Raw genomic sequence first — 25,727 nt, 5'->3', positions numbered from 1 at the left:
CCACGAGAACGGGGGATCACATGGGCGCGCACCTCTCACGCAGGCATTTCCTGGGCGGATCGCTCGCAGCGGCGGGCGTCGTGGCGGGAGCGACACTGGTCGGGTCCGGCCGGGCGTCCGCCGCCCCGACGGGAATCGTCGACGTCATCGTCGTCGGCGGAGGACTGTCCGGGCTCGCCGCCGCCAAGACACTCACGGCGGCGGGCGCGTCGGTGACGGTTCTCGAGGCCCGAGATCGTGCGGGCGGCCGCGTCCACAACATCTCTTCACCCAAGATGGGCGCCACCCTCGACGCCGGAGCCGAATTCATCGGGCCCACGCAGGGGCACATCGCCGGCCTCGCACGCGAGTACGACGTCCGGACGTTGCGGACCCACAACGCCGGCGACAGCATCTTCGTCAGCCGCACCGGTACGACGCGGGTGCCCGCCGCCCTGCCGATTCCCGCGGTGGCCGACCTCGGCCAGGCGGGGGCCGCGCTCGTGCGGGCGCAGGCCGACGCACTGGCGGGCTTCCCCGTCGGCCGGCCGTGGAAGCACCCGAACGCCGCCTACCTCGACTCGATCACCTGGGGCCAGTACACCCATCAGATCGCCGACACCCAGACCGCGCGCGACCTTGTGCAGATAGCGATGTCGGCCCCACTGTCGGTCCGCCCCGACGAGGTCTCCGCGCTCTACTACCTCAACTACATCGCGGCATCCGGTGACGAGCAGAACCCCGGCACCCTCATCCGCCTGCTCAGCACAGACGACGGCGCGCAAGAGCGACTGTTCGAAGGCGGCGCCGCCCTCATCCCGCTCCGGATGGCCCGCGAACTCTCGGCGCACATGGTCTACAACTCACCCGTTCGGTCGATCGATTACACCGACGGCATCGCAACCGTCACCAGCGACGTCGGCGCCTACCGCGCCCGTCGCGTCGTCGTCGCCATGTCCCCTGCCATCTCCGGTCAAATCGACTACCGCCCAGGACTTCCCGCTGCACGTATCGGAATCCACCGCGGCTACCGAATGGGTGCGGTCAGCAAGTTCGCGGCGCTCTACGAAAGGCCGTTCTGGCGCGACAAGGGTTTGTCGGGACAGGTCTATGGCGCCGGGCGCCCCGTCGACGTGACCTTCGAGAGCTACGCGGAGGGCAACCACATCTTGATGGGCTTCATCTCCGCCGACGCCATGCGCCGCCTCGACCACGCTCCCGAATCCACCCTGGTGAGGGAATGCATCGCCAACTTCGTCGAGTACTTCGGCCCCGAGGCCCGGGGCTTCGTCGACTACGGCGTCTTCAAATGGGACCTCGAACCGTGGTCACGTGGTGGGCCGGTCGCGGTAAGCCGACCGGGCGTACTCACCAAGTACGGCACCGGACTTCGCGAGCCCGTCGGACCCATCCACTGGGCGGGCACGGAGACCTCGGACTACTGGACCGGGTACATGGACGGCGCCGTCCGCTCGGGCCGCCGTGCGGCGCGGGAGATCCTCGATGATCTCCGGTGACCGAGCTGATGTGAGAGCGCACCGACCATGAGAATGCCTGTGGAGGAACGGCGAGAACTGCTGCTGGAGTCCGCGTTCCGCGTGATCGCCCGACGCGGGGTCGACGGCGCGACCACGCGCGCGATCTGTGCGGAGGCCGGCGTGACCCTGTCGACCTTCCACTACGTGTTCGCCACCCGCGACGAACTCCTCGAGGCACTCGTCGAACGCGGAACCGAAAAGGAACTGACCGCGGTGGGCGCTGCGCTCGAAGAGGGCGCCCAGGCCATCTCTCAGGGTCGGCCCGGCGCGGTCGCAATCCTGGAGAGCGCACTCTCCGCCTACATCGACGGGGTGCAGGCCGATCCCGACCGCGAACAGGCCATGATCTCGCTGAACCAGTACGCCAGGCAGACCGACGGACTCAGCGACCTGGGCTCACAGATGTACCTCCGGTACTACGAGGCGATCGCAGCCGCACTCGACGGCGTCGCCGCGGCCACCGGCACCGCCTGGGACCGTCCCACCGCCGAGCTGGCACCGCTCGTCCTGGCCGGCACCGACGGGATCACCCTGTCGTACCTCAATATTCGTGACCGCGCGATCTGCGACCTCATCGCCGACGCCGTGGTCGCCAATCTGTCGACCCACATCGTCGACCACCCGGAGACCACCCAGAACACTCCAGAAAAAGCCTGAGGGGGACACAGCACGTGGACGTGACACGGAGACAACTGATCGCCGGCGCGGCGGTGACCGCTGCGGGCGCCGGTCTGGCGCTGAGCACGGCCGGGCGGGCCTCGGCCGCCCCGTCCGACTCGACGGACTATCTCGTCGGCTGCGGCATCGGTGACGTCACGGGCGCCGTTGCCGGACAGGGCATGATGGGCTATTCCAATCCCGAGCAGGTCGCGGCAGGCCTGCTCCAGCGATGCTGGGCGCGGGCCTACATCATCGTCGACCAGACCACCGGCAAGCGCGTCGTCTTCCTGACCGCCGACATCGCGTGCCTGTTCCAGTCGCATCACATGGGACTGATGGAGAAGCTGCGCAAGCGTTTCGGCTCGCTCTACACCGAGGCGAACGTCAACCTGAACGCGCAGCACTCGCATGCCTCCTGCGGCGGAACCGCCTGGGACTACGCGTATTCGCTCGCCGCGTTCGGGTTCAAGAAGAACTCCTACGACGCCGAGGTCGACGGCATGTTCGCCGCCATCATGCGCGCGCACGACAACCTGGCACCCGGCACGATCACCATCGGCCGCGAAGAACTGCACAACGCCAGCGCGAACCGGTCCAAGGTCGCCTTCGACGCCAACCCGGCGTCGGAGAAGAAGTTGTTCCCCAACGCGATCGACCCGCAGGTCACCGTGCTGCGTCTGCGCCACGCGAGTGGCAAGGACGTCGGGGCCATCACCTGGTTCTCGACCCACGGCACCTCGCTGGCCGACCACAACGTGCTGATCGCCGGCGACAACAAGGGTTACGCCAGCTACCTGTGGGAGCGCTCCCAGCCGGGCTTCGTCGCAGCCTTCCCCCAGACGAACTCGGGCGACATGACGCCCAACCTCTCCCTCAAGTGGTTCAAACCGAGTGGGCCGACCACGGACAACAAGCGCAACTGCGAACTCATCGGCGAGCGCCAGTACGTCGCCGGGCGACGCGCCTTCGACGCCACCCGACCGATGACTCGCGGCGGCGTCGACTCGATCACGCGCTACGTCGACATGTCCGCGGTGCGGGTCGCCGGAACGTTTACGCCCGACGGGAAACCTGCGTCGACGACACCGGCGATGATGGGTGCCGCCGCGGCCGCGACCAGCAGCGAGGACAACTACGAACAACCGCTCCCCCTGCTCGTCGAGGGTATGACCAACCCGCTGTTCGACGCCCTCGGCGGCAACAAGAAGCCTCCGATCGCCCCGTGGATGCGGGACATGCAGGCGCCCAAGCTGATTCTCTTCCCGCTGGGACTCATGCCGCCGTCGGGCTGGATTCCGTCGGTGGTGCCGCTGCAGATCATGCGGATCGGCGAACTGGTGCTCGTCGCGGTGCCGGCCGAGGTGACCGTCGTCGCCGGACTCCGACTCCGTCAGGTCGTCGCCGACGAACTGCGCATCGACATCGACAACGTGCTCGTCCAGGGATACGCGAACGCATACACCCAGTACGTCACCACCCCGGAGGAGTACGACCTCCAGCAGTACGAGGGCGGTGAAACCCAGTACGGCCGTTACACATTGCCCGCGTACATGCAGGAGTTCGCGAAGCTCGCCGCCGCGATGGCATCGGGCCGCAGCCTGGGTCGCGGCCCGGCGCCCGTCGACAAGTCCGGTTTCCAACCTGACCTGGTCCCACCGGTCCCCGCCGACCGCCCCATTCCGGGGTACACCTACGGCGACGTCCTGCGGCAGCCGGGCGGGTCGTACCGTGCCGGACAGGTCGTGACCGTCGACTTCGTCGGGGCGCATCCCAACAACGACTTCCGCCACGGCGGAACGTATCTGGAGGTCCAGCGTCGCGAAGGCGGCGCCTGGACGACGATCGCCGACGACAACGACTGGTCCACCGAATTCCGCTGGGCACGTCCGCCCGGCGGCACCGACACCTCACGCATCACGATCACCTGGCGCCCGCCCGCCGGGACGTCGGGGACCTACCGGATCAAATACCACGGCAACAGCCGCGACGGCGCCGGGAAGACCCGGCCGATCAGCGGCGCCTCGAGAACCTTCGAGGTGCGCTGAGCCGCCCCTCTGCACCCTGGGCATGAGGGGTGTCCAGGGAGCAGAGGGTCGGGTCGAAGGGTTGTCGTCGGGGTGCGGCTGGCCGTTTCTCGAGGTGCGAGCGAAGCGAGCCCCCCGCTCCCTGAGGTGCGAGCGAAGCGCCCCCCCGGCTCCCTGAGGTGCGAGCGAAGCGACCCCCCCGCTCCCTGAGGCGCGAGCGAAGCGACCTCCCGCTCCCTGAGGCGCGAGCGAAGCGAGCCACGAAGGGTTGGCGACGACTCGTCACCAGGCCTTCGTGGCTCGTCGCTATCGCACCTCGCACCTCAGGCAGCGAGGGCCGCACCTCAGGCAGCGAGGGCGGCACTTCAGCGGATACGCGCCCGCATGAGTGAGACGTTGTAGTCGGTCCAGGTCGACATGGTGAAGTACAGGTCCTCGCCGCTGGACCAGGGGTGCATGAAACCGCCGTAGAGCTGGTCGTACTTCGACGAATGGACGAGTTCTGCGGGTTCGGACCAGAGTCCTTGCGGTTCGCGGGCCTTACGGATCACGATCCCGCCGCGGAGGGCGTCGAGGTAGGTCAGCTGCCAGCGTTTCGACTTCTCGTCGTAGCGGGCCGACACCTCGCCGGCCGGGCCGGCGAAGATCACCGACGCGATGTTGCCGTCGCGGGCCGGGACCCATCGCCCGTCGCGCCAGTACTGGTAGGCGGTCTTGTTCAGGACATGGTCGCGGTGGACACGCGCGAGGCCCACCGATCCGATCCGGGAGTTGGGTGTGCCGAACATGTAGACGTACTCGCCGTGCGGCACCATCGACGACACCTGGAACTGGCTGACGCCGAAGATGTTGTCCCACCGGGCGTACGGGTCCTTGGTCCACGTCGACCCGCCGTCGTCGGAGTACGCGAGCCCGCCGTGGTTGGTCAGCCACGTGCCGGGGATCTTGCCCCAGGTCCGCACCGACATGTAGGTCATGAACTGCCGGTCCCCGATCGCGAAACCGGAGGTCGGGATGACGGTGATCTCGTAGTGGTCGACGCGTCGCGCGCTCAACAGCTCCGCGGCGTGGCAGCGGCTGTCCTGGATCATCGTGTCGATGCTCATGCCGTCGGACAGCTTCTTGTCGCCGGAGAACCCGAGCACGTTGGAGCGCCAGTCCCGGCCGTTGGCACCCGGCGGGCGGAAACCCTTGCCGAAGGTGTCGCCGAAGACGACCGCGACCTTCCCCGGCTCGGACTCCCACATGATCCCGAGGTCGGTGCCGTTGATCTGCCAGCGCTTGTCGGTACGGCTCGTCGACCCCTTGCCGGTGAGTGTGCTGACGAGGTCGACGTCGGACACCCGCGGACGCGTCGGCTTGGATGCCACCGGTCCGGCGTCGACGCCCGGGGCGACGGCCGCAGGTGGCGGCGGAAGCTTCGGCGGGTTCGGGTTGGGCACCGGAACCGGGATGTTCTTGGGTGCCGGATCGAAAGTGATCTTCGGGAACTCGATGCTCAACGCGGGACCGCCGGAATCGGGTTTCGGCTTCGGCGGGTCGGTGATGTCCGGGCACGGATCCGAACACGGGTCCTTCGGGGGCTTCTCGGACGGAATCCGAATCACCGGTTTCTCCGGGGCAGGTTCGGGCACCGGCAGGATCCGCGGATACGGCAGCGGGATGCTGAACCGGTCGGGCAGACGCGGGATCAGATCACGCGGGTCGACCGGTCCCTTCTTCGGTTTCGGCGGCAGATCCGCCTCACAGCCGGAACTCGGCAACACGACCGAGGGTGCCGCGTGCACTACCGCGGCCGAACCCCCGAGTGCGGTCCCGGCGACCACGATCGCGCAGACCGGGACGAACCATCGAAGCCCGCCGATCCGGAACGAGTCCACACGAGAGCCAGATCTTCGGCTCTCGTGTGGACGGTTCATGGATCAGGAGTTGTCCGCGTTGCCCTTGCGCCACTCCGACCACGGGATGTTCCAGTCACCGAGGCCGTCGGTGCCGGACAGGGTTCCGCCCGTGGTGTTCTTGACGACCACCGGGTCGCCGCGCAGCGTGTTGTTCATGACCCAGAGGGCGTTCTCCGGGCTGAGGTTGAGGCAGCCGTGGCTCGTGTTGGTGTTGCCCTGGGCCCACACCGACCACGGCGCCGAGTGGAAGAAGATGCCGCTGTAGGACATCCGCGTCGCGTAGTCGACCGGGGTGCGGTAACCGTTCGGCGAGTTGGAGGGCACGCCGTAGGTCGACGAGTCCATGATGATGTGGTCGTGCTTGTCGGCGACCAGGTAGATGCCGTTGTCCGTCTCGTCGCCCGGCTTGCCCATCGACGTCGGCATGGTCTTGATGACCTTGCCGTCGCGCTCGAACACGACCTGCTTGGTGTTGTCGTCGGCGGTGATGACCATCCGGCGGCCGACGGTGAAGTTGGTGCGAACGTTCTCCTGGCCGAACAGGCCGTCGCCGAGGTCGATGCCGTAGGTGTTGACGGCGACCCGCACCTTGGTACCGGGCTTCCAGTACTCCTTGGGGCGCCACCGGACCTCGCTGTCGCTGATCCAGTAGAAGGCGCCCTCGACCGGCGGGTCGGTGGTGACCCGGATGGCCTTCTGTGCGGCACGACGGTTCGGGATCGGCTCGTCGAACTTCACCGCGATCGGCTGGCCGACGCCGACCGTCTCACCCGGGTTGGGGGTCAGGTAGGCCTGCGTCAGGTTGTTGGGGCTGCTGGTCGTGAAGGTGACCTTCTTGGTGACCGCGCCGCCGATGCCGACCGCGTCGGTCTCCAGCGTGTAGGTGCGGTTGTAGCCGAGCGCCTCGTTGCTGACCCAGACGGTGTCGTTGTCGCTGAAGGTGCCCTTGAGCGGGGTGCCGTCCGACTTGGTGATGAGGACCCGGCTCAGCGTGCCCTCGCTCGTCGTGACCTTGATGGGGGCACCCGGCTGCACGCCGACCGTGTTGTCGCTCAGCGGCTGATCGTTCAGCTCGGTGATGTCGACCGCGGGCTTGAGCAGATCGTCGAACAGACTCGAGCTCGTCACGTTGTCGGAGTACGACGGCGCCTGCGAGCACGACGTCACGAGCGCGATGATCGCGAGCAACACACCACTGATGATCAGTGACATCCGTCGTGAAGAACGACCCATCCCCATCTCTCTCCCACCTGTCCCGACCGACTCTGATGACTGGTCGGCCGAATGCCTCCCCGAATCTCGCACCAGTGTACGAGAACTCGGTCTGTGAGTTCCGCTGTGTGTCGTCCGTTCGGCGGCGTGTCCGCTGCACCGCCCGCACACCGGCCTGAATGCCTCTTCGTCACAAACCCTGATATGCCACAAGACGCCTCGCTTTCTGCGAGACGTCTTGTGAGCTGTTGTGCGCCATCAGGGACTCGAACCCCGAACCCGCTGATTAAGAGTCAGCTGCTCTGCCAATTGAGCTAATGGCGCTTGCCTTTGTCGCCTCCGGAGTACCTCCCGGCGGCGAGAAGGAACATTACCCGACACCATCGCCAGTTGTGAAATCGCCTGGTCGGAGCGGGTTTGCGCGGGTTTGTGAGCCGTTGCGTCCCGCCGGTGCCGGCAGCGGCACGGGTCAGCTCGTGATCTTGCGGACCACGAGGACGAGCACGAGTGCTCCCACGCCAGCGATCGAGTACATGACCGCGGGCTTCTGCAGCGTCGCCAGTGCTTTGGACTTGGCGTCGTCGGCGAGGCGCTGAGGGTTGGCACGTTCGGCGAGCGCGTCGAGCGTGCTGGCAAGGTCCTCACGGGCCCTGGCGATCTCCTGCTCGATACGTTCGGTGTCTCCGGCCACGTTGCATCCTTCCGGCGCTTCTCGCTCTGGTTACGCGTCGTCACTGCTCACGCGTAGTCATCGACTGTCAGATCGCCGCCAGACGGCGGCGGTTCGATGCTACGACATCCTCGCCTCGCGGCAGGTGACCATGCACTAGCCTTGCTCTCATGGCAGAGGTCACTCCCCCGGTGGAGGCACAGCGTTTGTCCGTCGGTGATCGCGCACCAGCGTTCACCCTGCCCGACGCGAACGAGAATCCGGTGTCATTGTCCGACTACGCCGGCCAGAAGGTCATCGTCTACTTCTACCCGGCGGCGTCGACGCCCGGCTGCACCAAGCAGGCGTGTGATTTTCGCGACAATCTCGCCGAGCTGAACGACGCCGGCCTGACGGTGCTGGGCATCTCGCCCGACAAGCCGGCCAAGCTGGCCAAGTTCGTCGAAAAGGAAGGGCTCACCTTCCCTCTGCTGAGCGACCCCGAGAAGAAGGTGCTCACCGAGTGGGGCGCCTTCGGCGAGAAGAAGATGTACGGCAAGACCGTCACCGGCGTCATCCGCTCCACGTTCCTCGTCGACACCGATGGGACCATCGCGCTCGCGCAGTACAACGTCCGGGCCACCGGTCACGTGGCCAAGCTGCGCCGCGACCTGTCCGTCTGAGATCTCCCGCCGATGGCCGAGTCCGCCGAACCGCTGATGCCGCGCAAGCGGCCCACGCAGGAACGAAGCAAGCGCAAGTTCCAGGCGATGCTCGAGGCGGCCCGCGAGCTGTTGATCGACGTCGGTTTCGAATCGCTGACGTGTGAGGAGATCGCGGCACGCGCCGAGGTCCCGATCGGGACGCTGTACCAGTACTTCGCGAACAAGTACGTCATCGTCTGCGAACTCGACCGCCAGGACACCGTCGACGTCCGCGAGGAGCTGACCGCGTTCGCCACCGAGGTGCCGTCCCTCGAATGGCCCAGCCTGCTCGAGAAGTTCCTCGACCATCTCGCAGCACTGTGGCGCACCGACCCGTCGCGTCGTGCGGTGTGGCTGGCGGTGCAGTCGACACCCGCCACGCGTGCGACGGCATCGGAGAACGAACGCGTCCTCGCCGAGCAGGTCGCACGGATCATCGCGCCGCTCACGCCTTCTCAACGTGAACGGCGCGAGATGATGTCGCAGGTGCTGGTGCACACGGCGTACTCGTTGCTCAGTTTCTCGGTGCAGGACGGCCACGACCACGACGAGACCGTCGCCGAACTCAAGCGGATGCTCGCGGGCTATCTGCTGCTCGAGGAGTCGACGACGGTCTGAGGGTCGTAGCGGTGTGCGGTTCCTGAGGGGTTATCGACCCTCGAGGATCGCGACCGCCGCCGCGGTGTCCCCGTCGTGTGTCAGGGACACGTGGACGACGGTGTCGCGCAGGTGATTACCGATCTCGCCGGCGAGCCGGATCGCCGGCCTGCCCCAGTTGTCGGTGACGACCTCGATGTCGCTGTGCCGGATCAGCGGCAGCAGCGGGGATCGCGAGAACCGGCTCACCGACCACGCTTTCACGACGGCTTCCTTCGCCGCCCAGCGCGCGGCGAGATGCCGTGCGTCGTCTCCGGTTCCGGCAGCCGAGTCCCGGCGTTCGCCGACCGTGAACCGGTCGGCGAACGTCGTACCCGGCTGCCGGAGCTGCTCGGCAAACTCCGGGATCGACACGATGTCGATGCCCACTCCGAGAACGCTCATCTCTTCCGGCTTCGCCTCCCCGCTCGAATCCGCTGCCGTCACCGGGTTTCCGGAACCGGACCGGAGCCGTACACGTCCGCGGAGTCGAGACGCACCGACGGATCGAGGAGCAGGCCCGCCTCGGCGTCGTGCTCGTCGACCGACTCGTCGAAGCGACGGTTCGGCGGACGCTGGTAGGCAGGTTCGCCACCGCAGATCGACTGCAGGAAGCGCTGATTGCCCGAGCGCGCACGCTCGTCGGCACGCTTGCGGTAGGTCTCCCGCTCCTCGGGTGCCAGCGAGGCGATGAAGGCCTCCGGGTGGACGACCGCGATGAGCCCGGACACGTGGCCGAAGCCGAGGCTGGTCAGCAGACCCGCCTTGAGTGGGAACCGCTCCCCCAGCTGCAGCGTCTCGCGCGGCCAGACCAGGTGCGGGTACTCCTTCATCTTCTCGTCGACGCAGTCGAGGCTGCGGTTCGGCGGGATGACGCCGTCGCGGAGCATCTGGCACAGGCCGATCAGCTGGAAGGCGGCGGCACCGCCCTTGGCGTGACCGGTGAGCGACTTCTGCGAGACCACGAACAGCGGGGCGCCCTTGTTGCGTCCGATCGCCTCGGCGAGGCGCTCGTGCAGCTCGGACTCGTTGGGGTCGTTGGCCTTCGTCGACGTGTCGTGCTTGGACACCAGCGCGACGTCGTCGGCGGTGACACCGAGCGAGTTCAGGGCGTTGGCCAGCGGCGAGGACAACGCACCGCGGGCCGCGCCCAGGGCACCGAGTCCCGGAGCCGGGATCGAGGTGTGCACGCCGTCGCCGAAGCTCTGCGCCCACGCCACCACACCGAGGACCGGCAGACCCATCTGCGCCGCGACATCGCCGCGGGCGAGGAGGATCGTGCCACCGCCGGCCGACTCGACGAACCCGCCGCGTCGGCGGTCGTTGGCCCGTGAGAACCGGCGGTCGTCGATGCCGCGGGCGGTCATCTTCGCCGAGTCCGCGGTCGCCGACATCGCACCGAAGCCGACGATGCCCTCGATGCCGAGGTCGTCGAAGCCGCCGGCCACCGCGAAGAGCGCCTTGCCGAGACGGATCTTGTCGACGCCCTCCTCGACCGACACCGCCGCCGTGGCACAGGCCGCGACCGGGTGGATCATCGCACCGTAGGAGCCCACGTACGACTGGACGACGTGTGCGGCAACGATGTTCGGCAGGGCTTCCTGCAGGATGTCGTTGGCGTTGGCCTCACCGAGCAGGGTGTTGATGTACAGATCTCGCATCGAGGCCATGCCACCCATGCCGGTGCCCTGGGTGTTGGCGACGAGGCCGGGGTGCACCCAACGCATCAGCTCGCTCGGCGTGAAGCCGGACGACAGGAACGCGTCCACGGTCGCGACCAGGTTCCACAGTGCGACCCGGTCGATCGCCTCGACCATGTCGGGGCTGACACCCCAGCGGGTCGGATCGAAGCCGGTCGGGATCTGGCCGCCGACGGTGCGGGTCAGCGAGAACTTGCGCGGCACACGGATCTCCGTGCCGGCCAGGCGCGTGACCTGCCAGTCGCCGTCGGGGTTCTGCGTCACCCGCGTCTTCTCGGGGTTGGCACTCGCGAACGCACGGGCCTCGGCCTCGGAGTTGACCGTGAAGGTCAGGTCCTCGTCGAGGAACACCGAGGTGAGCAGCGGCGAGGTGTTGTCGACCATCGCGCCGTCGTCGGCGTAGCGGCGGATGCCGCACCGCGACACGACCTCGTCGTGGTAGCGCTCGGCGATCTCGCTCTCCGGCACCGGATCACCGGAGTCGGTGTCGTACCAGCCGGGCTTCGGAGCCGAATCCCAGTGGATCAGACCGGTGTTCCAGGCCAGCTCGAGAACGCCTGCCGCCGAGAGCTTCTCGTCGACCTCCATCTCGAAGCGGGTACGCGCCGAACCGTAGGGGCCGAGCTCGCCCGCACCCACGATGACCACCAGGTCCTCGGGACGCGCGTCGATCGACGGCCATTCCGGGCGCATGCCGCGCGGTGCGCGGGCGGGTGCCGGGAGTGCGGCCACGGTGGTCGCTTCCGATGCTGCGTCGGTCTCCCCGGCGGCCTCGGCAGCCGCTGCGGCGGTGGCCGCGAGCGCCTTGAGGTCGGTCGAGGCGTCGAGCCCGCCGGTGAAGTCGGCCAGGACCGGAGCGGTCGCCGCGGACGAACGCTGCTCGGGGGTGCAGAGCGTCAACAGGTTGGCGGCCATCTCCTCGGTGCTCCAGGTGCGGACACCCGCGGCCTCGACCGCATCGACCATGCCGTCGTTGTGGCCCATCAGTCCGGTGCCGCGCACCCAGCCGATGAGGGCGTGGGCCAGCGTGGTCTTCGAACCCCACGACTCCTCGGCCGACCAGCGGGTCACGAGCGCGTCCAGGGCGGCCTTGCTCTCGCCGTAGGCGCCGTCGCCACCGAACATGCCGCGGTTGGGGGAACCCGGCAGGACGACGTGCAGGCGGGCCGCGATGTCGTGGTCGGAGTGGACCTCCGCCAGACCGGCGATGAGACGCTCGACCGACCAGAGCAGGACCTTCATCTCCAGCTCGGCGCGAGCGCCGGCGTCGGTGAGGTCGCCGGCCACCCGCGGGGCGGCGAACGGGAACAGCATCGTCGGCTTCATGGCCGGCTTCACCACCGCCGTCGTGCCGCCGAGGTTCTCGGTCTGCTCCGTGGCCACCCACTCGACCAGGTCGTCGACGTCGGTGTACGACGCCATGTTCGCCGGGGCGATCCACAGCGCCGCGCCGGTGCGGGCATTCTCGCGGTAGAGCTTCTTGTAGAAGGCGAGGCGCTCGGAGTTCAGACGCGAGGTGGTCGCGATGACGGTCGCACCGCCGGCGAGGAGTCCGGCCACCACACCTGCGGCGATCGAGCCCTTGCTGGCACCGGTGACGACAGCGATCTCGCGGCTGTAGATCCCCTTCTCGGGGTTCTCGGCGGCGTGTGCGATCGCGCCGAAGACACGGGCGTGCACGGCGTTTCCGTTCGCGAGGGCCTTGCCCTGCCACCAGGTGGCGTGTTCGGCGACGGTGTCCCCGGCGCCGGCGAACCCGCCGACGAGCTTCTCGAAGTCGGCGTCGAGCTCGTCCTCATCGGTCAGCCAGAGACGGACGAGATCCTCACGGGCGGTTGCCCACCGGTCGTCGATGAGGACGACCTTGGCGTCGTCGAACGCCGGTGCGACGGTGCGCGCCCAGTCCGATCCGAGTTCGGCGCTGACCAGTTCGGCCAGTTCGGCGTTGGGATCGGCCGCGGCCTCGGCGAGGTCGGCGACCTCGCTGAGGCCCAGCTTCTCCAGCACGGTGTACGCCGCCGACGCGAGCGCACCCGACCGACCGGTGATCTGTTCGGTGAACTCGCCGAGAGCAGCCGCGTCGACCGTTGCGCCACCGCCGGATTCGGCTGCGGGCTTGCCGACCGCGATGCCCTTCTCGGCACCCACGGCGGTGACCGCCTTGTCGATCAGCGCATCGAGCGCGTCGGCGTTGGCGACCGGGCCGTCGAGCAGGTTGCCCAGTGCCTCACCGCGGACCGAGGCGCCGTCCCGGGTACCCAGGGCGAGCGCGACGGTCGTGTGCAGTCCCCAGCCGGGGCCGAGCTGCCACACGGAGCTGACGCGGTCGGTGATGTAGTTCTGGCGCTTGCCGAGCGGGCCGAGGACCTTGCGGACCTGGTCGCTGACCGCATCGGTGAGCACCGCACCCAGCGGACGGTAGCCGCGAGCGAGGGTCTCGACGGTCGACGACAGCGCGACCATGTCGGCCTCCGCCGCACCATCGATGGCACCGAGTCCGAGCTCGCCACCGATGTCGAGCAGCAGCTGGTTGCGGCGTGAGGACACACCGTCACACAGCGCCTCGATGGTGTCGGCCGCACCGATCTGGTCGACGCGCATCTTGGTCCACAGCGCGATCACGGACTTCACCGCATCCGACGGGGTGAACGCGATGTCGTCGGGACGCGGGCCGCCCGCGGGAGCCGCCGGAGCGGCAGCCGGAGCCGGTGCCGCCGCGGCGGGAGCAGCCTCCGCCGGCGCGGCGGCCGACTCCGCGGGAGCGGCGATCTCGTCCTCTTCCGGCTCGTGGCCGGCGTCCTTGGCCAGGATCACGTCGGAATCGCGTTCGACGTTCACCACCTCGGTGGTGGCCGAGGCGTAGTCGTCGAGCTTGAGGGTGTTGTTGGCCAGGCCGGTCAGGGTCGGGGCACCCTTCAGACCGATCTCGACGAAGCGCTGCACGGCGAGGCCGTCGCGCTCCGGGCCGCTGAACAGCAGGTCCTGGGTCTCGATCCAGCGGACCGGGCTGGCGAACTGCCAGGCGAGGAGCTCGATCAGGAGAACGCGGGCCAGCTCGGTGGGCTTGGCGGTCCAGGTGTCCCAGTCGGCGAGGACCTCGTTCAGCGGATCGGACGGCACGAGCGCCGCGATCTCCTCCACGAAGTCACGTCCGAGGTTGAACAGGCGCGGCACCAGGTTCGGGATGTACCGGCCGATCAGGATGTCGATGTCGATGTCGGCGGGCAGCAGCTCCTCGAGCTTGCCGCGGAACTCCGGCACACCGGCGCGCAGGACGCTGGAGTGGAACGGGACGTCGATGCCCGGGATGAGGATGAACGCCCGCTTGCCACCGAACTCGGCACGGCGACGGTCGATCTCGGCCTCGAGGTGCTCCAGGCCGCGGACCGTGCCGGCGATCGCGTACTGCGAACCGAGCAGGTTGAGGTTGACGACCTCGAGGAACTCGCCGATCTCTGCACCGAGATCGGAGACGAATCCGGTGACGTCGGCGTCGGCGAGACCGAACTGGCTCGGCCGGATCGCGGCCATGCGGTAGTCGCTGCGTCCCAGCTCATCTCGCGGAACCAGGTGGTGCATGGCCTCGCCGCGCTGGAACACGACCTCGAGGACGGCCTCGAGCGGCAGCACGCCGGCGCAGGCGGCGAGAGCGTTGTACTCACCGACCGAGTGGCCGCAGGTGATGGCGCCCTCGACGAAGCCGCCGGCCTCCTTGAGTTCGGCGATCTGCGCGACACCGAGGGTCGCCATGGCGACCTGCGTGAACTGCGTCAGGTACAGCACACCGTCGGGGTGGTTGTAGGTGGTGCCGTTGGCGACGAGAGTCGTCGGGTTGTCCCGCACGACGGCCAGGATCGAGAAGCCGAGCGCCTTGCGGGTGTGCTTGTCGGCGCGGTCCCAGATCTTGCGGGCGGCCTTGGAGCGCGACCGGGCGTCGAGGCCCATGCCCTTGGACTGGATGCCCTGCCCCGGGAACGCGTAGACGGTGCGCGGGGCGGCCAGGAGGCCGGTGGCGCTCATGACGAGGTTGTCGCCGACCTTGGCGCTCACCTCGACGACCTCGCGGCCGTTGTCGAGGCCCACGCGGTCGACGCGCACGGTGATGGTGTCGCCGAGGCGGACCATGCCCAGATAGCGTGCGGTCCAGCCGATCAGCGGTCGCGGCGACGGGGTCGGGTTCTTCGAGTCGGTCGCGGTGACGACCTGCTGCGCGGCGGCCGACAGCCACATGCCGTGCACGATCGGGTCACCGAGTCCGGCGAGCTTGGCCGCCGAGGCGTCGGTGTGGATCGGGTTGCGGTCACCGGAGACGACGGCGAAGCCGTGCATGCGGTTCGGCGCGGTGATGGTTGCCGAACGGAGCAGTTTGCGGGTGGCCGACTGCTCGGCCTTCGGGGCACCGCCCGCCCGGAGCGGGTCGGTGAGCTCGGCGGCCCCGAGGCGTCCGCGGATCGCGAAGCGTTCCTCGAGGGTGGCGATCGGTCCGGCGGGTCCGGCGATCTCGACCGAGACCTCGACGACACGGCCGACGTCGGAGTCGCGCACCGCACCGGTACGGGCGGTCACCGTCAGTTCGGTGTTCTCCGTGGGGATCTCACCGGTGAGGGCGATCGCGTGGTCGAGGTGGACCAGGTCGAGCAGACCCTCGACGACCGGCGCACCGGTCTCGGTACGGGCGGCACCGATGACACTGAACACGCTGGGCCAGCAGGCGCCGACCAGGGTGTCGGGGACGGCGAAGCCGAAAGGCTCGGTCGGGGTGGTCGGACGCAGGTGCGCGGGCAGGGAGAAGCCGGTCACCGACGCGTGGTCGGCCACCGAGTCGGGCTGCCAGGTGATGGTGGTGGTCGCGGTGCCGTCGGTCACCTCGGCGAGCGTGCCGCCCGCGGCGACCGTGAGGATCTCGGTCATCGCCCCGGCGGCCTCGTCGAGTCCGACGACCGGTGATCCACCGTCGCGCACACCGAGACCGGCGAGGAGCGGGATACGCACGGCCGCACCGGAGATCGGGACGACGAGATCGAAACGGGCCACGCCGTTCTCGCTGCCGACCTGCTCGATGACGGCACCGGTGGGCTTGTGCTCGGCACGCTCGGGTGCGACGACCGACCAGGCGGCGCGGTCGCCGAGGAGTGCGACCGGGCTCGGGACGATGCGTCCCGCCCAGCTCACGTCGTCGGATTCCAGGACGGCGGACAGGACGCCGGCGTCCTCGACGAGTCCGGCACGATGGCGCGAGGCGACCTCGACCGAGCGCACACCGGCGGTGAGCAGGTCGGTGACGACCTGCGCCTCGAAGCGGTCCAGCAGCTCGCCGACCGGCTCGTCGACGCGGGTGATGCCGGCCACGGCGACCGGGCCGGGGATGACGCAGACGGCGTCGGCGCCGTAGCGCGCGTCATGGGCCTGCCACAGGGAGTCACTGCGCCACCAGCGGCGCACGTCCTTGTCGATGACCGGCACGAAGTTGACCGGCTTGCCCGGGGTGCGGCACAGCTCGAGGAAGAACGCGACGTCCGCGGGATGCAGGATGTCGGTGTCGATCTCGCGGTAGACGCTGCCCAGCGCGTCGATCGCGGCGTGCGGGTCGTCGGTGGCCGACAGCTCGGCGAACATCGTCGGGATGGGGCCCGAGTCCTGCCGGTGCATGCGGGCCTCGGTGCGCTGCAGCATCTCCACGAAACGCTGCTGCCAGGTGATGTCGGCCCACGGGTGCTGATCGCCGTTGGCGTCGCCGACGGCGAGGGTCGCGTAGCGGTCGAGCCATTCGCGGTAGGTCATCTCGGCGACGTCGCCGAAGTACGGCTTGGCGGTGTTCGCCATCGCCGCGATGATCTCGTCGCGACGTGCGGCGACGGCCTCGGCGTCACCGGCGACCTCGTCGAGCAGACGGCCGCAGCGGGACGCGGTGTTGTCGACCTCGTGGATGTCGGCGCCGAGCTGCGAACGGCCCGAGGCCATTCCGGCGGTCGCGTGACCCGCACCGATCCACTCGTCGATACCGGCGGTGTCGACGAGGAGCTGCTTGACCTCGGGGGTGGTGGTGGCCTCTTTGGTGGCCATCGCCGCGGTGCCGATGAGGATGCCGTCGAGCGGCATCATCGGGTAGCCGTAGCCGGTCGACCAGACGCCGGTCAGGTATTCGCTGGCACGCTCCGGGGTGCCGACGCCCCCGCCGACGCAGATGACGACGTTGGGTCGGGCGCGGAGTTCGCCGTAGGTGGCGAGAAGCAGGTCGTCGAGGTCCTCCCACGAGTGGTGGCCACCGGCGCGGCCGCCCTCGATCTGGACGATGATCGGATGCTGCGGGACCTCGTTGGCGATCCGCACCACCGAGCGGATCTGCTCGACGGTGCCCGGCTTGAAGGCGACGAAGCGGAGCCCGGCCTCGACGAACTCGTCGACCAGTGCGACCGCGTCCTCGAGTTCGGGGATGCCGGCCGAGACGATCACGCCGTCGAGCGGCGCACCCTGGGCCCGGGCCTTCTGCACGAGACGCTTGCCGCCGAGCTGCAGCTTCCACAGGTAGGGGTCGAGGAACAGCGCGTTGAACTGCGCCTCGCGACCCGGCTCGAGCAGGTCGGTGAGGGTGGCGATGTTACGGGCGAAGATGTCCTCGGTGACCTGGCCACCGCCGGCGAGCTCGGCCCAGTGGCCTGCGTTGGCCGCGGCGGCGACGATCGCCGGGTCGACGGTGGTCGGGGTCATGCCCGCGAGCAGCATCGGCGAACGTCCGGTGAGACGTGTGAACGCGGTCTCGACAACGGTCCGGCCGTCGGGCAACTCGACGAGGGTCGGGGCGAACTGGGACCACGGGGTGCCGACCTCCGGCACGCCGCCCGGGCTGAAGAGGTTGCGCTGACCGACGCGCAGTGCGGCGGGGACGAGGCCCACCCCCTGGCCGCGGACGAGCGATGCGGAGAGACGGGTGGCGATGTCGCCGGGACCGAAGTCGAGGATCCACCTGGCGCCACGGGCGACGACCTCGTCGACCGAGGAGACCCAGTCGACGTGTGCGACGAGGATGTCATGGGCGTGGCGGGTCGCGAGCTCACGGTCGATGCCGCACCGGTCGGCCCACTCGCCGACGAGTTCGACGGCCTCGGCCATGTTGGGGTGATGGAAGGCGACCGACACCTGGAGGTGGTCGAACTTCGGGGCGAACGGTGCGCCGCCGGTCAGCTTGCGCTTGCGCTCGTCGGCCTCGGCGGCGGCGATCCGCTCGCAGAGCGCGACGAAGCCGGCGAGGTGACGCGGGGCGCCGGAGAGCACGAGGGCGTTGCGGCTGTTCTTGATCGAGACCACCGGCGCGGTGGCCAGGTCGCTCTCGGGAAGGCTCGCGCGGTACTGGGCGAGGACCTCGTCCACCCGTGCCGGGGTGACGTTGTTGACGGCCAGCATCGGCGTGCCGTCGGTGGTGACCCCGAGGCCGCGGCGACGCGCGATGAGCGAACCGGCGGCACCGATGAGATGGGCGACGGCGAGCAGCAGACCCTGACCGGCCTCCGCGGCGTTGCCCTCGGCTCCTACCGCGTCGGTGGCCAGCGAGCCCTGCGAATGTCCGATGACGGCACTCGGCGGGATGCTCGCGGTGTCGAGGCCCTGCTTGCGCAGCGCCTCGACGGCGGCCAGCTGGGTCAGCAGGACCCCGGGACCCGAGAGGGTGAAGTCGGCGAGCGCGGTCTCGGTGGGCACCTCTTCGCCCGCGTCGTGCGCGTGGACCCATGCGAGCGGGTGAAAGCCGTCGGCGCGCGCGACGACGAGGTCGTCGGCGACGGGTGCGACGAGCCGCTCCGCGGCCTCCACGAGCCCGGCGATGCGGTGTTCGAGGTCGGCGTCGACGACCAGCTCGGCCAGCGTCGGCAGCCACGCGCCGCCCTGACCGCCGAAACTGATCGCGTAGGGCTCCCCCTGGGCGAGGCGGTCGATGAGCGTGGCTGTGGGGCGCTCTGCGTTGGCGGCGCCCTGCGAGCCGGTGCGGAACTGGTCGACGGTCACGAGTACTCCTCTGTGGTGGTCGGTCTCGGTGGTCGGCGGAGTGTTTTGGTGCCGGCGCGGGCGTCGGCGATGTGTCTCGGGTGCAGGCGCGGGCGCCGGCGATTCCTCGTCGATGAGAACGGGGGTCGTCCACGACGCCCGGGGCATCGCAGGCGAAACGAGGGCGGCCGCCCTGCCTGATTCGAACTGACTGGTACAACTGGTGAACACGCCTGCCACACAAGGACATTGACGCTCCCTGGTTCATGGAGGAGTCGCCTGCGACGTGAACGTGACACCCATGATGACACACGAAAGTGAGGGATTCCTCATGTTTCTGGGTGACCCGTCGGTATACCCGCCAGTAACCCGGTGGGTAACTTGAAAGACCATGTCAACGACCATCCGAAGGGTTGCGAAACGCGCTGGCCAGGCAACGTACCCGAAGGTATGTCGACCCCCGATCGCGCGCTCGGTCAACCGTTATGAAACCGTGATGTGATCCGGGCCACGCCCCGACCCGGCGGCGATTCGCGTCGGTCGCGTGATGCCCGGATGAACCCCGTCCGTGCCCTAGAGTCGGGCCCATGAGCAGCTGCATCTTCTGCGCCATCGTCGCGGGCACCGCTCCGGGCCGGATCGTCTATTCCGACGACGACGTCGTCGGCTTCCTCGACATCCGACCGGTCACCCGCGGGCACACCTTGCTCGTCCCCCGCGTCCACTCATCCGGTCTCGACGACCTCGACCCGGCCGTCGGTGCGGCGCTCTTCGCCGCCGGACAGCGTGTCGGATCGGCGCTGAAGGCCGGACCGATGGCGGCGGACGGGGTCAACCTCGCCCTCAACGACGGCCGCGCCGCGTTCCAGACCGTCTTCCACACCCATCTGCACGTCGTGCCCCGCCACGCAGGCGACAAGCTCAGTTTCGCCAAGGGCCTGGTCGTGCGTCGCGATCCTGACCCCGACGAGACCGCCGACCTGGTCCGCGCTTCCCTCGAGGCCGCGGGGTGACCGGGCCGACCATCCCGGAGGCCGTGATCGACCTCGTCCGAGACGCGGACTGGATCACCGTCTTCAGCGGGGCCGGCATGTCGGCCGAGAGCGGTATAGCGACCTTCCGCGACGCCCAGACCGGGCTGTGGGAGACATTCGATCCCGCGGAACTCGCCACCCCTGAGGCGTGGGAACGCGACCCCGCCCTGGTCTGGGGCTGGTACCGGTGGCGCGCCCGCGAGGTGCTCGCCGCCGAACCGAACGCCGGACACCGCGCACTGGCCGAACTCGGCGCCTCGCGCACCGTCATGGTGGTCACCCAGAACGTCGACGACCTGCACGAGCGTGCCGGCAGTGACGTGGTCAGCCACCTCCACGGCAGCCTCTTCGCGCCGCGCTGTTCGGTGTGTGACACCCCGTACGACGGGCCCGATGCGCGGCCCTCGGCCGCCGATCCGGACACCGAACACGTCGAGCCCCGGGTCGCTCCCCCGATCTGTCCGAGATGCGGTGGCGACGTCCGACCCGGCGTCGTCTGGTTCGGCGAGGCGCTGCCCGCGGACGACTGGAAGCGGGCCGATCAGGCGTTCCGCGCGGGCGAGGTGGTCATCGTCGTCGGCACCAGCGGCATCGTGTACCCGGCCGCATCGCTCCCAGAACGTGCTGTGCGCGAAGGCATTCCGGTGATCGAGTTCAACCCCGCCGAGTCGTCGGTGACCGATTTCGCGACCCACAGCCTGCGGGTGCCGGCGGCCGAGGGGCTACCGGCGCTGCTCCGCGCGCTGGGCTGACCGCCCACTCGCCGCTACGGCGCGCGTCACTCCCCGGCCGTCAGGTCGATCGGCGACCAAGCCGGGGCGTCCTCGGCGGCCGGACGTGCCGTGATCGACCCGGGCTTGCAGCCACGCGCTTCGAGAGCGGCGGCGACCGCGTCGATCACGCGATCCGGGTCGAGTTCGAACTCCGACTCCCGTACGCGGGCGAATTCCCAACCGCAACGCCGCAATTCACGCTCGCGCTCCAGATCGGAGCGGGCCTGACGGCCGGTTCCGGGGAACGCGTCAGGATCGCATTCGACGGCCATCCGCGCATCGGCTCCGAGGACCACCAGGTCGATGACCCGGTTGTTGACCGTGACCTTCGGGGTCACGTGGTAGCCGAGTGCCGCGAGACGGTTGAACACCCGCTGTTCGAGCAGGTTGTCGAACGGTTCGACGCGGCGGTCGTCGGGCACGTCGGTCGGCATCGAGCTGATCCTGATGCCCTCGTTGGCGGTGAAGTACGACAGCAGCGAATACCGGAGATCGTTGTGCCGCAGACCTTCCGGACCGATCGAATGGAACAGCCAGACCTGATCCATCGCGCGGGTTGCCGCGACGTTGATCCGCCGTTGCGACTCCGCACGGGTCAGGGCCGAGATGGCTGACGGATCGGAGACGACCATCGACAGGAAGACGACGCGGCGTTCGTCGCCCTGGAAGTCCGGTGGGGTGCCCACCCGGATACGACGGGTGCGCCACACCTCGGCGTCGAGCCCGTCGCGCAGGGCTCGTTCCAGCGCCTCCGCCTGCTTGGTGCCCTGTAGCGCGATCACGCCGAAATCGCGTCCCTCGTAGGCAGGATCGGCGAGACAGTCGCGCAGGGCCCCGAGGATGGCCTCCACTTCGGCGTCGTTGACGAGACCCGACGCGCTGCCGGTCGCCTCGCCGTCGACCGCCACCGTCCGCAACGGTTCGAGGCGGTCGGAGCCGTACTGCCGCACCGGGATCAGTGGTGCCTTGCCGTAGAACTGCCGCGACGAGAACTCGATGATCTCCGGCATCGACCGGAAGTGCTCGCGCAACCCGACGACGTTGCCGAACCGGCTGCGCAGCAACGAGAACAGACTCGACCGCGGGGTCAATCCGTCGCGGAGATAGGTCGGGAGGTCCGGCAGTGCGGCGTCGAGCTCGGCGAAGGCGTCGTCGAGCGTGGTCCCGGCGAGTCCCACCGGCGCACACTGTTTGTCGTCGCCCACGACGATGATCCGGGGCGCGAGCCACAGCAGGAAGGAACTGGTGATGTCCGCCTGCGACGCCTCGTCGACGATGACGACGTCGAAGGAGTGCCGGCGGGGAGGAAGCGTCTCGGCGACCTGGTTGATCGACATGATCCATGCCGGGATCGCGTTCTGCGCGACGGCCATCGCCTCGCGTGCGGCACGACGGAACCGGTTGGCATGCTTACCCGAACCCTTGCCGAGGTTGATCATGTGGTCGCGGTAGGACTGCAGCGCCTGGATCTCACCGGTCGTGGTGCGCACCAGCAATTCTCGCCAGGCACGGGCAGAGGCCAGCCGGGTCGTCAAGTGTGCGACGTCGACCTCGATGGCATCGAGGTCGGCCGAGATCCGGTTCTCGGAGTGCACGTCGCTGCGTTCGGACACCCACGTGTTGGCGTACCGCCAGGCCCAGGCGGCAGTCATCTCCCGGGCGCGCCCGGACCAGATCGGATCGCGCGGCGTCGCCCAGATGGTCCGGACCAGTTCCGGGGCGCGACTCCTGAGCCGCAGTTCGAGAAGGTCGAGTGCATTCTCCGCATTCGCCTGCTCCTTTGCCCTCAGAAAGGCGCGGCGCGCCGTGCGGATCGCGGCGGCGTCGGCGGTGCCGAGCGCGTCGAGCAACGCATCGCCTTCGGGCGACGGGCCCTTCTCGAGTTCGGCAGCCAGGCCGTAGGTGCACTCGGCCAGTTCACGTTCGGCGAGGGCCGCGTCGTTGGCGGCGGCGATCGAACCCGCCTCCTGGGCGACCTCGACGATCTCGGCGACGCTGCGCGGACGCGGACCACCGGGGCTGATGGCCTCGAGTTCGTGGACGAGGTGGTCGCGCCCGGTGACCAGCCGCGAGATCCACGCGAGCTGCGCATCGAGGCGGACGAGCTGATCGACCTGCGCGGAACGGGATCCGGAGGCGTCGATCGGAACATGGAGGTCGGCCAGGATGCGATGGACCTGATGGACGGCGTCGACGACCGTCAGGTGGTCGGCCACCCGTCGCAACGACGCCTCGTCGGTCGGGGCCCGGCCGTCGACGGTCGCCCGTACCGGAGACTCCTCGACAGCACGTTGCTGCGGGGACCGCCGCAACCGGCCTCGCCACTGACCGCCCTCGGCCAGATGGTCGGCGGCCGCGTCGAACAGCACCGCATCGCCCGGGCGGTCGCCCTCGACGAGAACCGTGTGGGCACCCAGGTCGCGGTCGCGTCGGGCGGCCTCGGCGATCACCGGGGACAGGGTCGTCACGCGCGACCACAGATGGGAGTCGTGGCCGGCCAGCAACCGGTCGGCCATGGCGATCATCGGGGCCGGGAAGGACGACACCTCGCCCGCGGCCACACCCAACTGTTCGCAGATCCCCTTGATGGCGAGGAGGCGTTCGCTGTCGACACCGTCGAGCGACGGGAGCAGCGCTCCGGCGGCGCCGTGGGTTTCCTCGGGCCGCGCGGCGATCCGGGCACAGATCGTGTCCATGTCCGCGGGCTCCGGCAGATGGTCGGCGAGATCGGGGAACCGCTGGGTGAGACGGCCACGGTCGCCACCGGTCACTTGGAGGAGCTCGACGAGCCGACTGAACTCCGAGGAGTCCAGGGGCGGGACCGCACCCTCGAGTCCTGGCGGCATCCAGTCGAAGCGTTCGGCGTCGCGCTTGACCTGACGCACGATCTCAGCCGGTGTACCTCGATAGTCCCCCGCCACCCACTCGTGGACCTCGGTCTCACCTGCGCGCAGGTCCCACAGCTCGCGCATGATCTGGTCGCGCTCGGTGAGGGCGTGGTCGCGGCGGGCCTCGAGGTCGGCGATCTCGGCGTCTGCGACGGACACGGAGAACGCCGCCTTACGCGCGGCGAGGTTCTCCACCACGGACACGATCGTCTCGGCATGATCCTGGGAGATGTCGGCAATGGACACCGTGAGTTCGCGCAGCGCAGGCGGGAGCATGTCGCGCAGCACGTGGAGCGCATGCGCCTTCTCGCTGACGACAAGCACGCGCTGCCCCTTGGCGAGGAGCGCGGAAGTCACGTTCGCGATGGTGTGCGTCTTGCCCGTACCGGGCGGACCCTCGACCACGACGCCGGTGTCGTTGCCGAGCCGCACGAGCACGTCTCGTTGTTCGACGTTCGAAGGGAGCGGGAACAGCGCGTCGGCGATGAGGCGTTCGGGTGGGAGCACATCCGGGCCGTCGAGCGCGGCCAGTCGGTCCTCGGCGTCGATCGGTTTGACCAGCTGGGCCAGCCCGACGGGCACGCTCGCATCCTCGTCGCGCAGGTCGTCGATGATCGCGTCGTAGAAGGCCAGTGAAGTCTCGACGCTGCGGCGTCGGAGGACGATCGCCGGTCGCATGTCCAGCGAGAGGGTGGCACGGTCGGCGTCGATCTCGATCTCGCCCAGCCACTCGCCCACCAGATCGGTGACCTTGCCGGCGACGACCGATGGCTGCTCGGCGAGTCTGGTCCGCGTCCTCATCGCGCCGGCGAGTTCGAGTCCGTCAACCGCGGCGAGGAGATGGGTGTCGTGCATGATCGGCGCGGAGCCCGCGCCGAGGGACAGGCGGATGGCGCCGGACTCGTCGCGGTCGGCGACCACGGTCTGGGTGAGGAGATGCTCACGGACGAGAGGTTCGGAGGCGGCATCGTCGTGAACAGTGACGAGGGCGTTGGCCAGGACGAGTTCGAGGGTCTCGGGACTCTCGGTCAACTCGTCGACGAGGCGCGCGGCATCGGCGTGGGCGGCGTCGGCGGGATCGATCTCCACGACAACCTGACCAGGGGCGGCAGATGCTCGCACCGAGATGGACGTCGAGGCGCCCACCCACACGTGGCCTGCGTGTTCGTCGATGTCCCGAACATCTCCGGAGCGCGAGCGGACGACGTCCCTCAGGAACGCCATCAGCCGGGTGACCTGGTCTCGCAGTGTCTCGCGAGTGTCATCCTGCATCCGATGGGTTCCTCTCGTCGCCGGCGTTCCTACGCTATCAAGCCGCAGGTCAGGAAAGCGGAACTGCCGCACCGTATGTCAGGGGTGACACGTCGGCGGGTGAGCGGCATCGCGCTCACATGAAGAGCTCAGGTGGTGGAACGCAGTGCCCGGTACCCGCCGTCGACGTAGCGGACGTTGGTGTACCCGAGCCCGGCGATCTGCTCGGCGATGCGCGGCGCCTCCGAACTCACCGACACGACCGCGATCTCGGTGTCGCGGGCGATCTTCCTCGCCTTTTCGGCGTCGCGGATGACGGGGAAGGTCCCGGTGGGGGTGGGACTCAGGAGGTTCGGAAGCTCGCTGGGCTCGACCACGACGGCGCCCGGAAGGCTGCCCTGATGGCGCACCACCTGCGGGCGGGCATCCACCATGACCGCGTTCCCGGCGCGGCTGTGGTCGATCGCTTCTGCTGCTGAAATAGCCTTCACCAAAGACACTGGTGACTCACCAATCCTGTGTTCACTCGTAAGCTTCGTGCCCTCGATCGGCGGATCTCCGCACCGATCGAGAATCACACCTTGAAGACCCCCGCCTCCAAGGTTACGGAATGATCTCGGTTTGACAAGTTCCGTCACCGCACAGCGGGACGACGCGCGAGACCGACTCAGGTCGGTACGACGATCAGGACCGGCGACCGCGTCCGGCGACCCGTGGCGAGGGCCGCTTGCCACCGAAGTTGTCGCGCCGGCCGGCGCCACCACACGGCGGTCCGCCGCGCCTGCCGCCGCGCCCCCCCGG

The 25,727-nt window shown here is 69.0% G+C and carries 14 protein-coding genes and 1 tRNA gene; 7 read left to right on the top strand and 8 right to left on the bottom strand.

From position 1 onward, the window contains the following. The first annotated feature begins 20 nt into the window (after window positions 1-20). Genes M1L58_RS17740 through M1L58_RS17730 form a run of 3 tightly spaced genes read left to right on the top strand, consistent with a single transcriptional unit; the run spans window position 21 to window position 4,222 of the window. Window positions 21-1,496 (top strand): flavin monoamine oxidase family protein, encoded by a 1,476-nt coding sequence (locus M1L58_RS17740; protein ID WP_248659891.1) that lies wholly within the window; start codon window positions 21-23, stop codon window positions 1,494-1,496. Window positions 1,497-1,529: 33 nt separating this feature from the next. Then, window positions 1,530-2,174, top strand: coding sequence for a TetR/AcrR family transcriptional regulator (locus M1L58_RS17735; protein ID WP_248659929.1), 645 nt, complete (start codon window positions 1,530-1,532; stop codon window positions 2,172-2,174). 14 nt (window positions 2,175-2,188) lie between these two features. Beyond that, window positions 2,189-4,222: a neutral/alkaline ceramidase gene (locus tag M1L58_RS17730; RefSeq protein ID WP_248659890.1), complete on the top strand. Its 2,034-nt coding sequence runs from the start codon at window positions 2,189-2,191 to the stop codon at window positions 4,220-4,222. A 344-nt stretch (window positions 4,223-4,566) separates the two neighbouring features. Here M1L58_RS17730 and M1L58_RS17725 read toward each other — a convergent pair whose 3' ends face one another. The 4 genes from M1L58_RS17725 to M1L58_RS17710 all read right to left on the bottom strand — a co-directional run bounded on the left by M1L58_RS17725 (window position 4,567) and on the right by M1L58_RS17710 (window position 8,005). After that, window positions 4,567-6,081 carry a DUF4185 domain-containing protein gene (locus tag M1L58_RS17725; RefSeq protein WP_248659889.1) on the bottom strand — a complete coding sequence of 505 codons (1,515 nt, stop codon included), beginning with the start codon at window positions 6,079-6,081 and terminating at the stop codon, window positions 4,567-4,569. 42 nt (window positions 6,082-6,123) lie between these two features. Next, window positions 6,124-7,314 (bottom strand): L,D-transpeptidase, encoded by a 1,191-nt coding sequence (locus M1L58_RS17720; protein WP_248659888.1) that lies wholly within the window; start codon window positions 7,312-7,314, stop codon window positions 6,124-6,126. 251 nt (window positions 7,315-7,565) lie between these two features. Next, window positions 7,566-7,638, bottom strand: a tRNA-Lys gene (locus M1L58_RS17715). A gap of 145 nt (window positions 7,639-7,783) precedes the next feature. Continuing rightward, window positions 7,784-8,005, bottom strand: coding sequence for a DUF3618 domain-containing protein (locus M1L58_RS17710; RefSeq protein ID WP_005199860.1), 222 nt, complete (start codon window positions 8,003-8,005; stop codon window positions 7,784-7,786). A gap of 149 nt (window positions 8,006-8,154) precedes the next feature. Here M1L58_RS17710 and bcp point away from each other — a divergent pair, with 149 nt between their 5' ends. Beyond that, entirely contained in the window at window positions 8,155-8,646 is a 492-nt protein-coding gene (bcp, locus tag M1L58_RS17705) for a thioredoxin-dependent thiol peroxidase (protein ID WP_005199861.1), read from the top strand. 12 nt (window positions 8,647-8,658) lie between these two features. Next, window positions 8,659-9,285, top strand: a complete 627-nt coding sequence (locus tag M1L58_RS17700) for a TetR family transcriptional regulator (protein WP_005199862.1) — start codon at window positions 8,659-8,661, stop codon at window positions 9,283-9,285. Window positions 9,286-9,315: 30 nt separating this feature from the next. Here M1L58_RS17700 and acpS read toward each other — a convergent pair whose 3' ends face one another. Beyond that, complete coding sequence (gene acpS, locus M1L58_RS17695) at window positions 9,316-9,708, bottom strand: holo-ACP synthase AcpS (protein ID WP_039880916.1); 393 nt, start codon at window positions 9,706-9,708, stop codon at window positions 9,316-9,318. Between the two features lie 38 nt (window positions 9,709-9,746). Next, a complete protein-coding gene (locus M1L58_RS17690) occupies window positions 9,747-19,001 on the bottom strand; it encodes a type I polyketide synthase (protein ID WP_248659887.1) in 9,255 nt (3,084 codons plus the stop codon). A gap of 566 nt (window positions 19,002-19,567) precedes the next feature. On the opposite strand from M1L58_RS17690, the gene M1L58_RS17685 reads away from it, so the two are divergent. After that, entirely contained in the window at window positions 19,568-19,993 is a 426-nt protein-coding gene (locus M1L58_RS17685; RefSeq protein ID WP_006868102.1) for an HIT family protein, read from the top strand. Beyond that, window positions 19,990-20,766, top strand: a complete 777-nt coding sequence (locus tag M1L58_RS17680; protein ID WP_308221826.1) for an SIR2 family NAD-dependent protein deacylase — start codon at window positions 19,990-19,992, stop codon at window positions 20,764-20,766. The genes M1L58_RS17685 and M1L58_RS17680 overlap by 4 nt, the downstream gene beginning before the upstream one ends. A 26-nt stretch (window positions 20,767-20,792) precedes the next feature. Here the strand turns inward: M1L58_RS17680 and M1L58_RS17675 are convergent, their stop codons facing one another. Continuing rightward, a complete protein-coding gene (locus M1L58_RS17675; protein ID WP_248659886.1) occupies window positions 20,793-24,947 on the bottom strand; it encodes an AAA domain-containing protein in 4,155 nt (1,384 codons plus the stop codon). Between the two features lie 128 nt (window positions 24,948-25,075). Next, complete coding sequence (locus M1L58_RS17670; protein ID WP_248659885.1) at window positions 25,076-25,426, bottom strand: rhodanese-like domain-containing protein; 351 nt, start codon at window positions 25,424-25,426, stop codon at window positions 25,076-25,078. Window positions 25,427-25,727: the final 301 nt, after the last annotated feature.

Source organism: Gordonia sp. C13 (assembly GCF_023218005.1).
Taxonomy (GTDB): Bacteria; Actinomycetota; Actinomycetes; order Mycobacteriales; family Mycobacteriaceae; genus Gordonia; species Gordonia namibiensis.
The sequence above is the reverse complement of the archived record's forward strand: the minus strand, read 5'-3'. Positions and strand labels throughout refer to the sequence as shown.

What these genes read in the sequence shown, in the direction of transcription:
- M1L58_RS17720 (WP_248659888.1), bottom strand. Translation starts at nt 7,314, where the DNA reads ATGTCACTGATCATCAGTGGTGTGTTGCTCGCGATCATCGCGCTCGTG.
- M1L58_RS17675 (WP_248659886.1), bottom strand. Translation starts at nt 24,947, where the DNA reads ATGCAGGATGACACTCGCGAGACACTGCGAGACCAGGTCACCCGGCTG.
- acpS (WP_039880916.1), bottom strand. Translation starts at nt 9,708, where the DNA reads ATGAGCGTTCTCGGAGTGGGCATCGACATCGTGTCGATCCCGGAGTTT.
- M1L58_RS17740 (WP_248659891.1), top strand. Translation starts at nt 21, where the DNA reads ATGGGCGCGCACCTCTCACGCAGGCATTTCCTGGGCGGATCGCTCGCA.
- M1L58_RS17735 (WP_248659929.1), top strand. Translation starts at nt 1,530, where the DNA reads ATGCCTGTGGAGGAACGGCGAGAACTGCTGCTGGAGTCCGCGTTCCGC.
- M1L58_RS17685 (WP_006868102.1), top strand. Translation starts at nt 19,568, where the DNA reads ATGAGCAGCTGCATCTTCTGCGCCATCGTCGCGGGCACCGCTCCGGGC.
- bcp (WP_005199861.1), top strand. Translation starts at nt 8,155, where the DNA reads ATGGCAGAGGTCACTCCCCCGGTGGAGGCACAGCGTTTGTCCGTCGGT.
- M1L58_RS17700 (WP_005199862.1), top strand. Translation starts at nt 8,659, where the DNA reads ATGGCCGAGTCCGCCGAACCGCTGATGCCGCGCAAGCGGCCCACGCAG.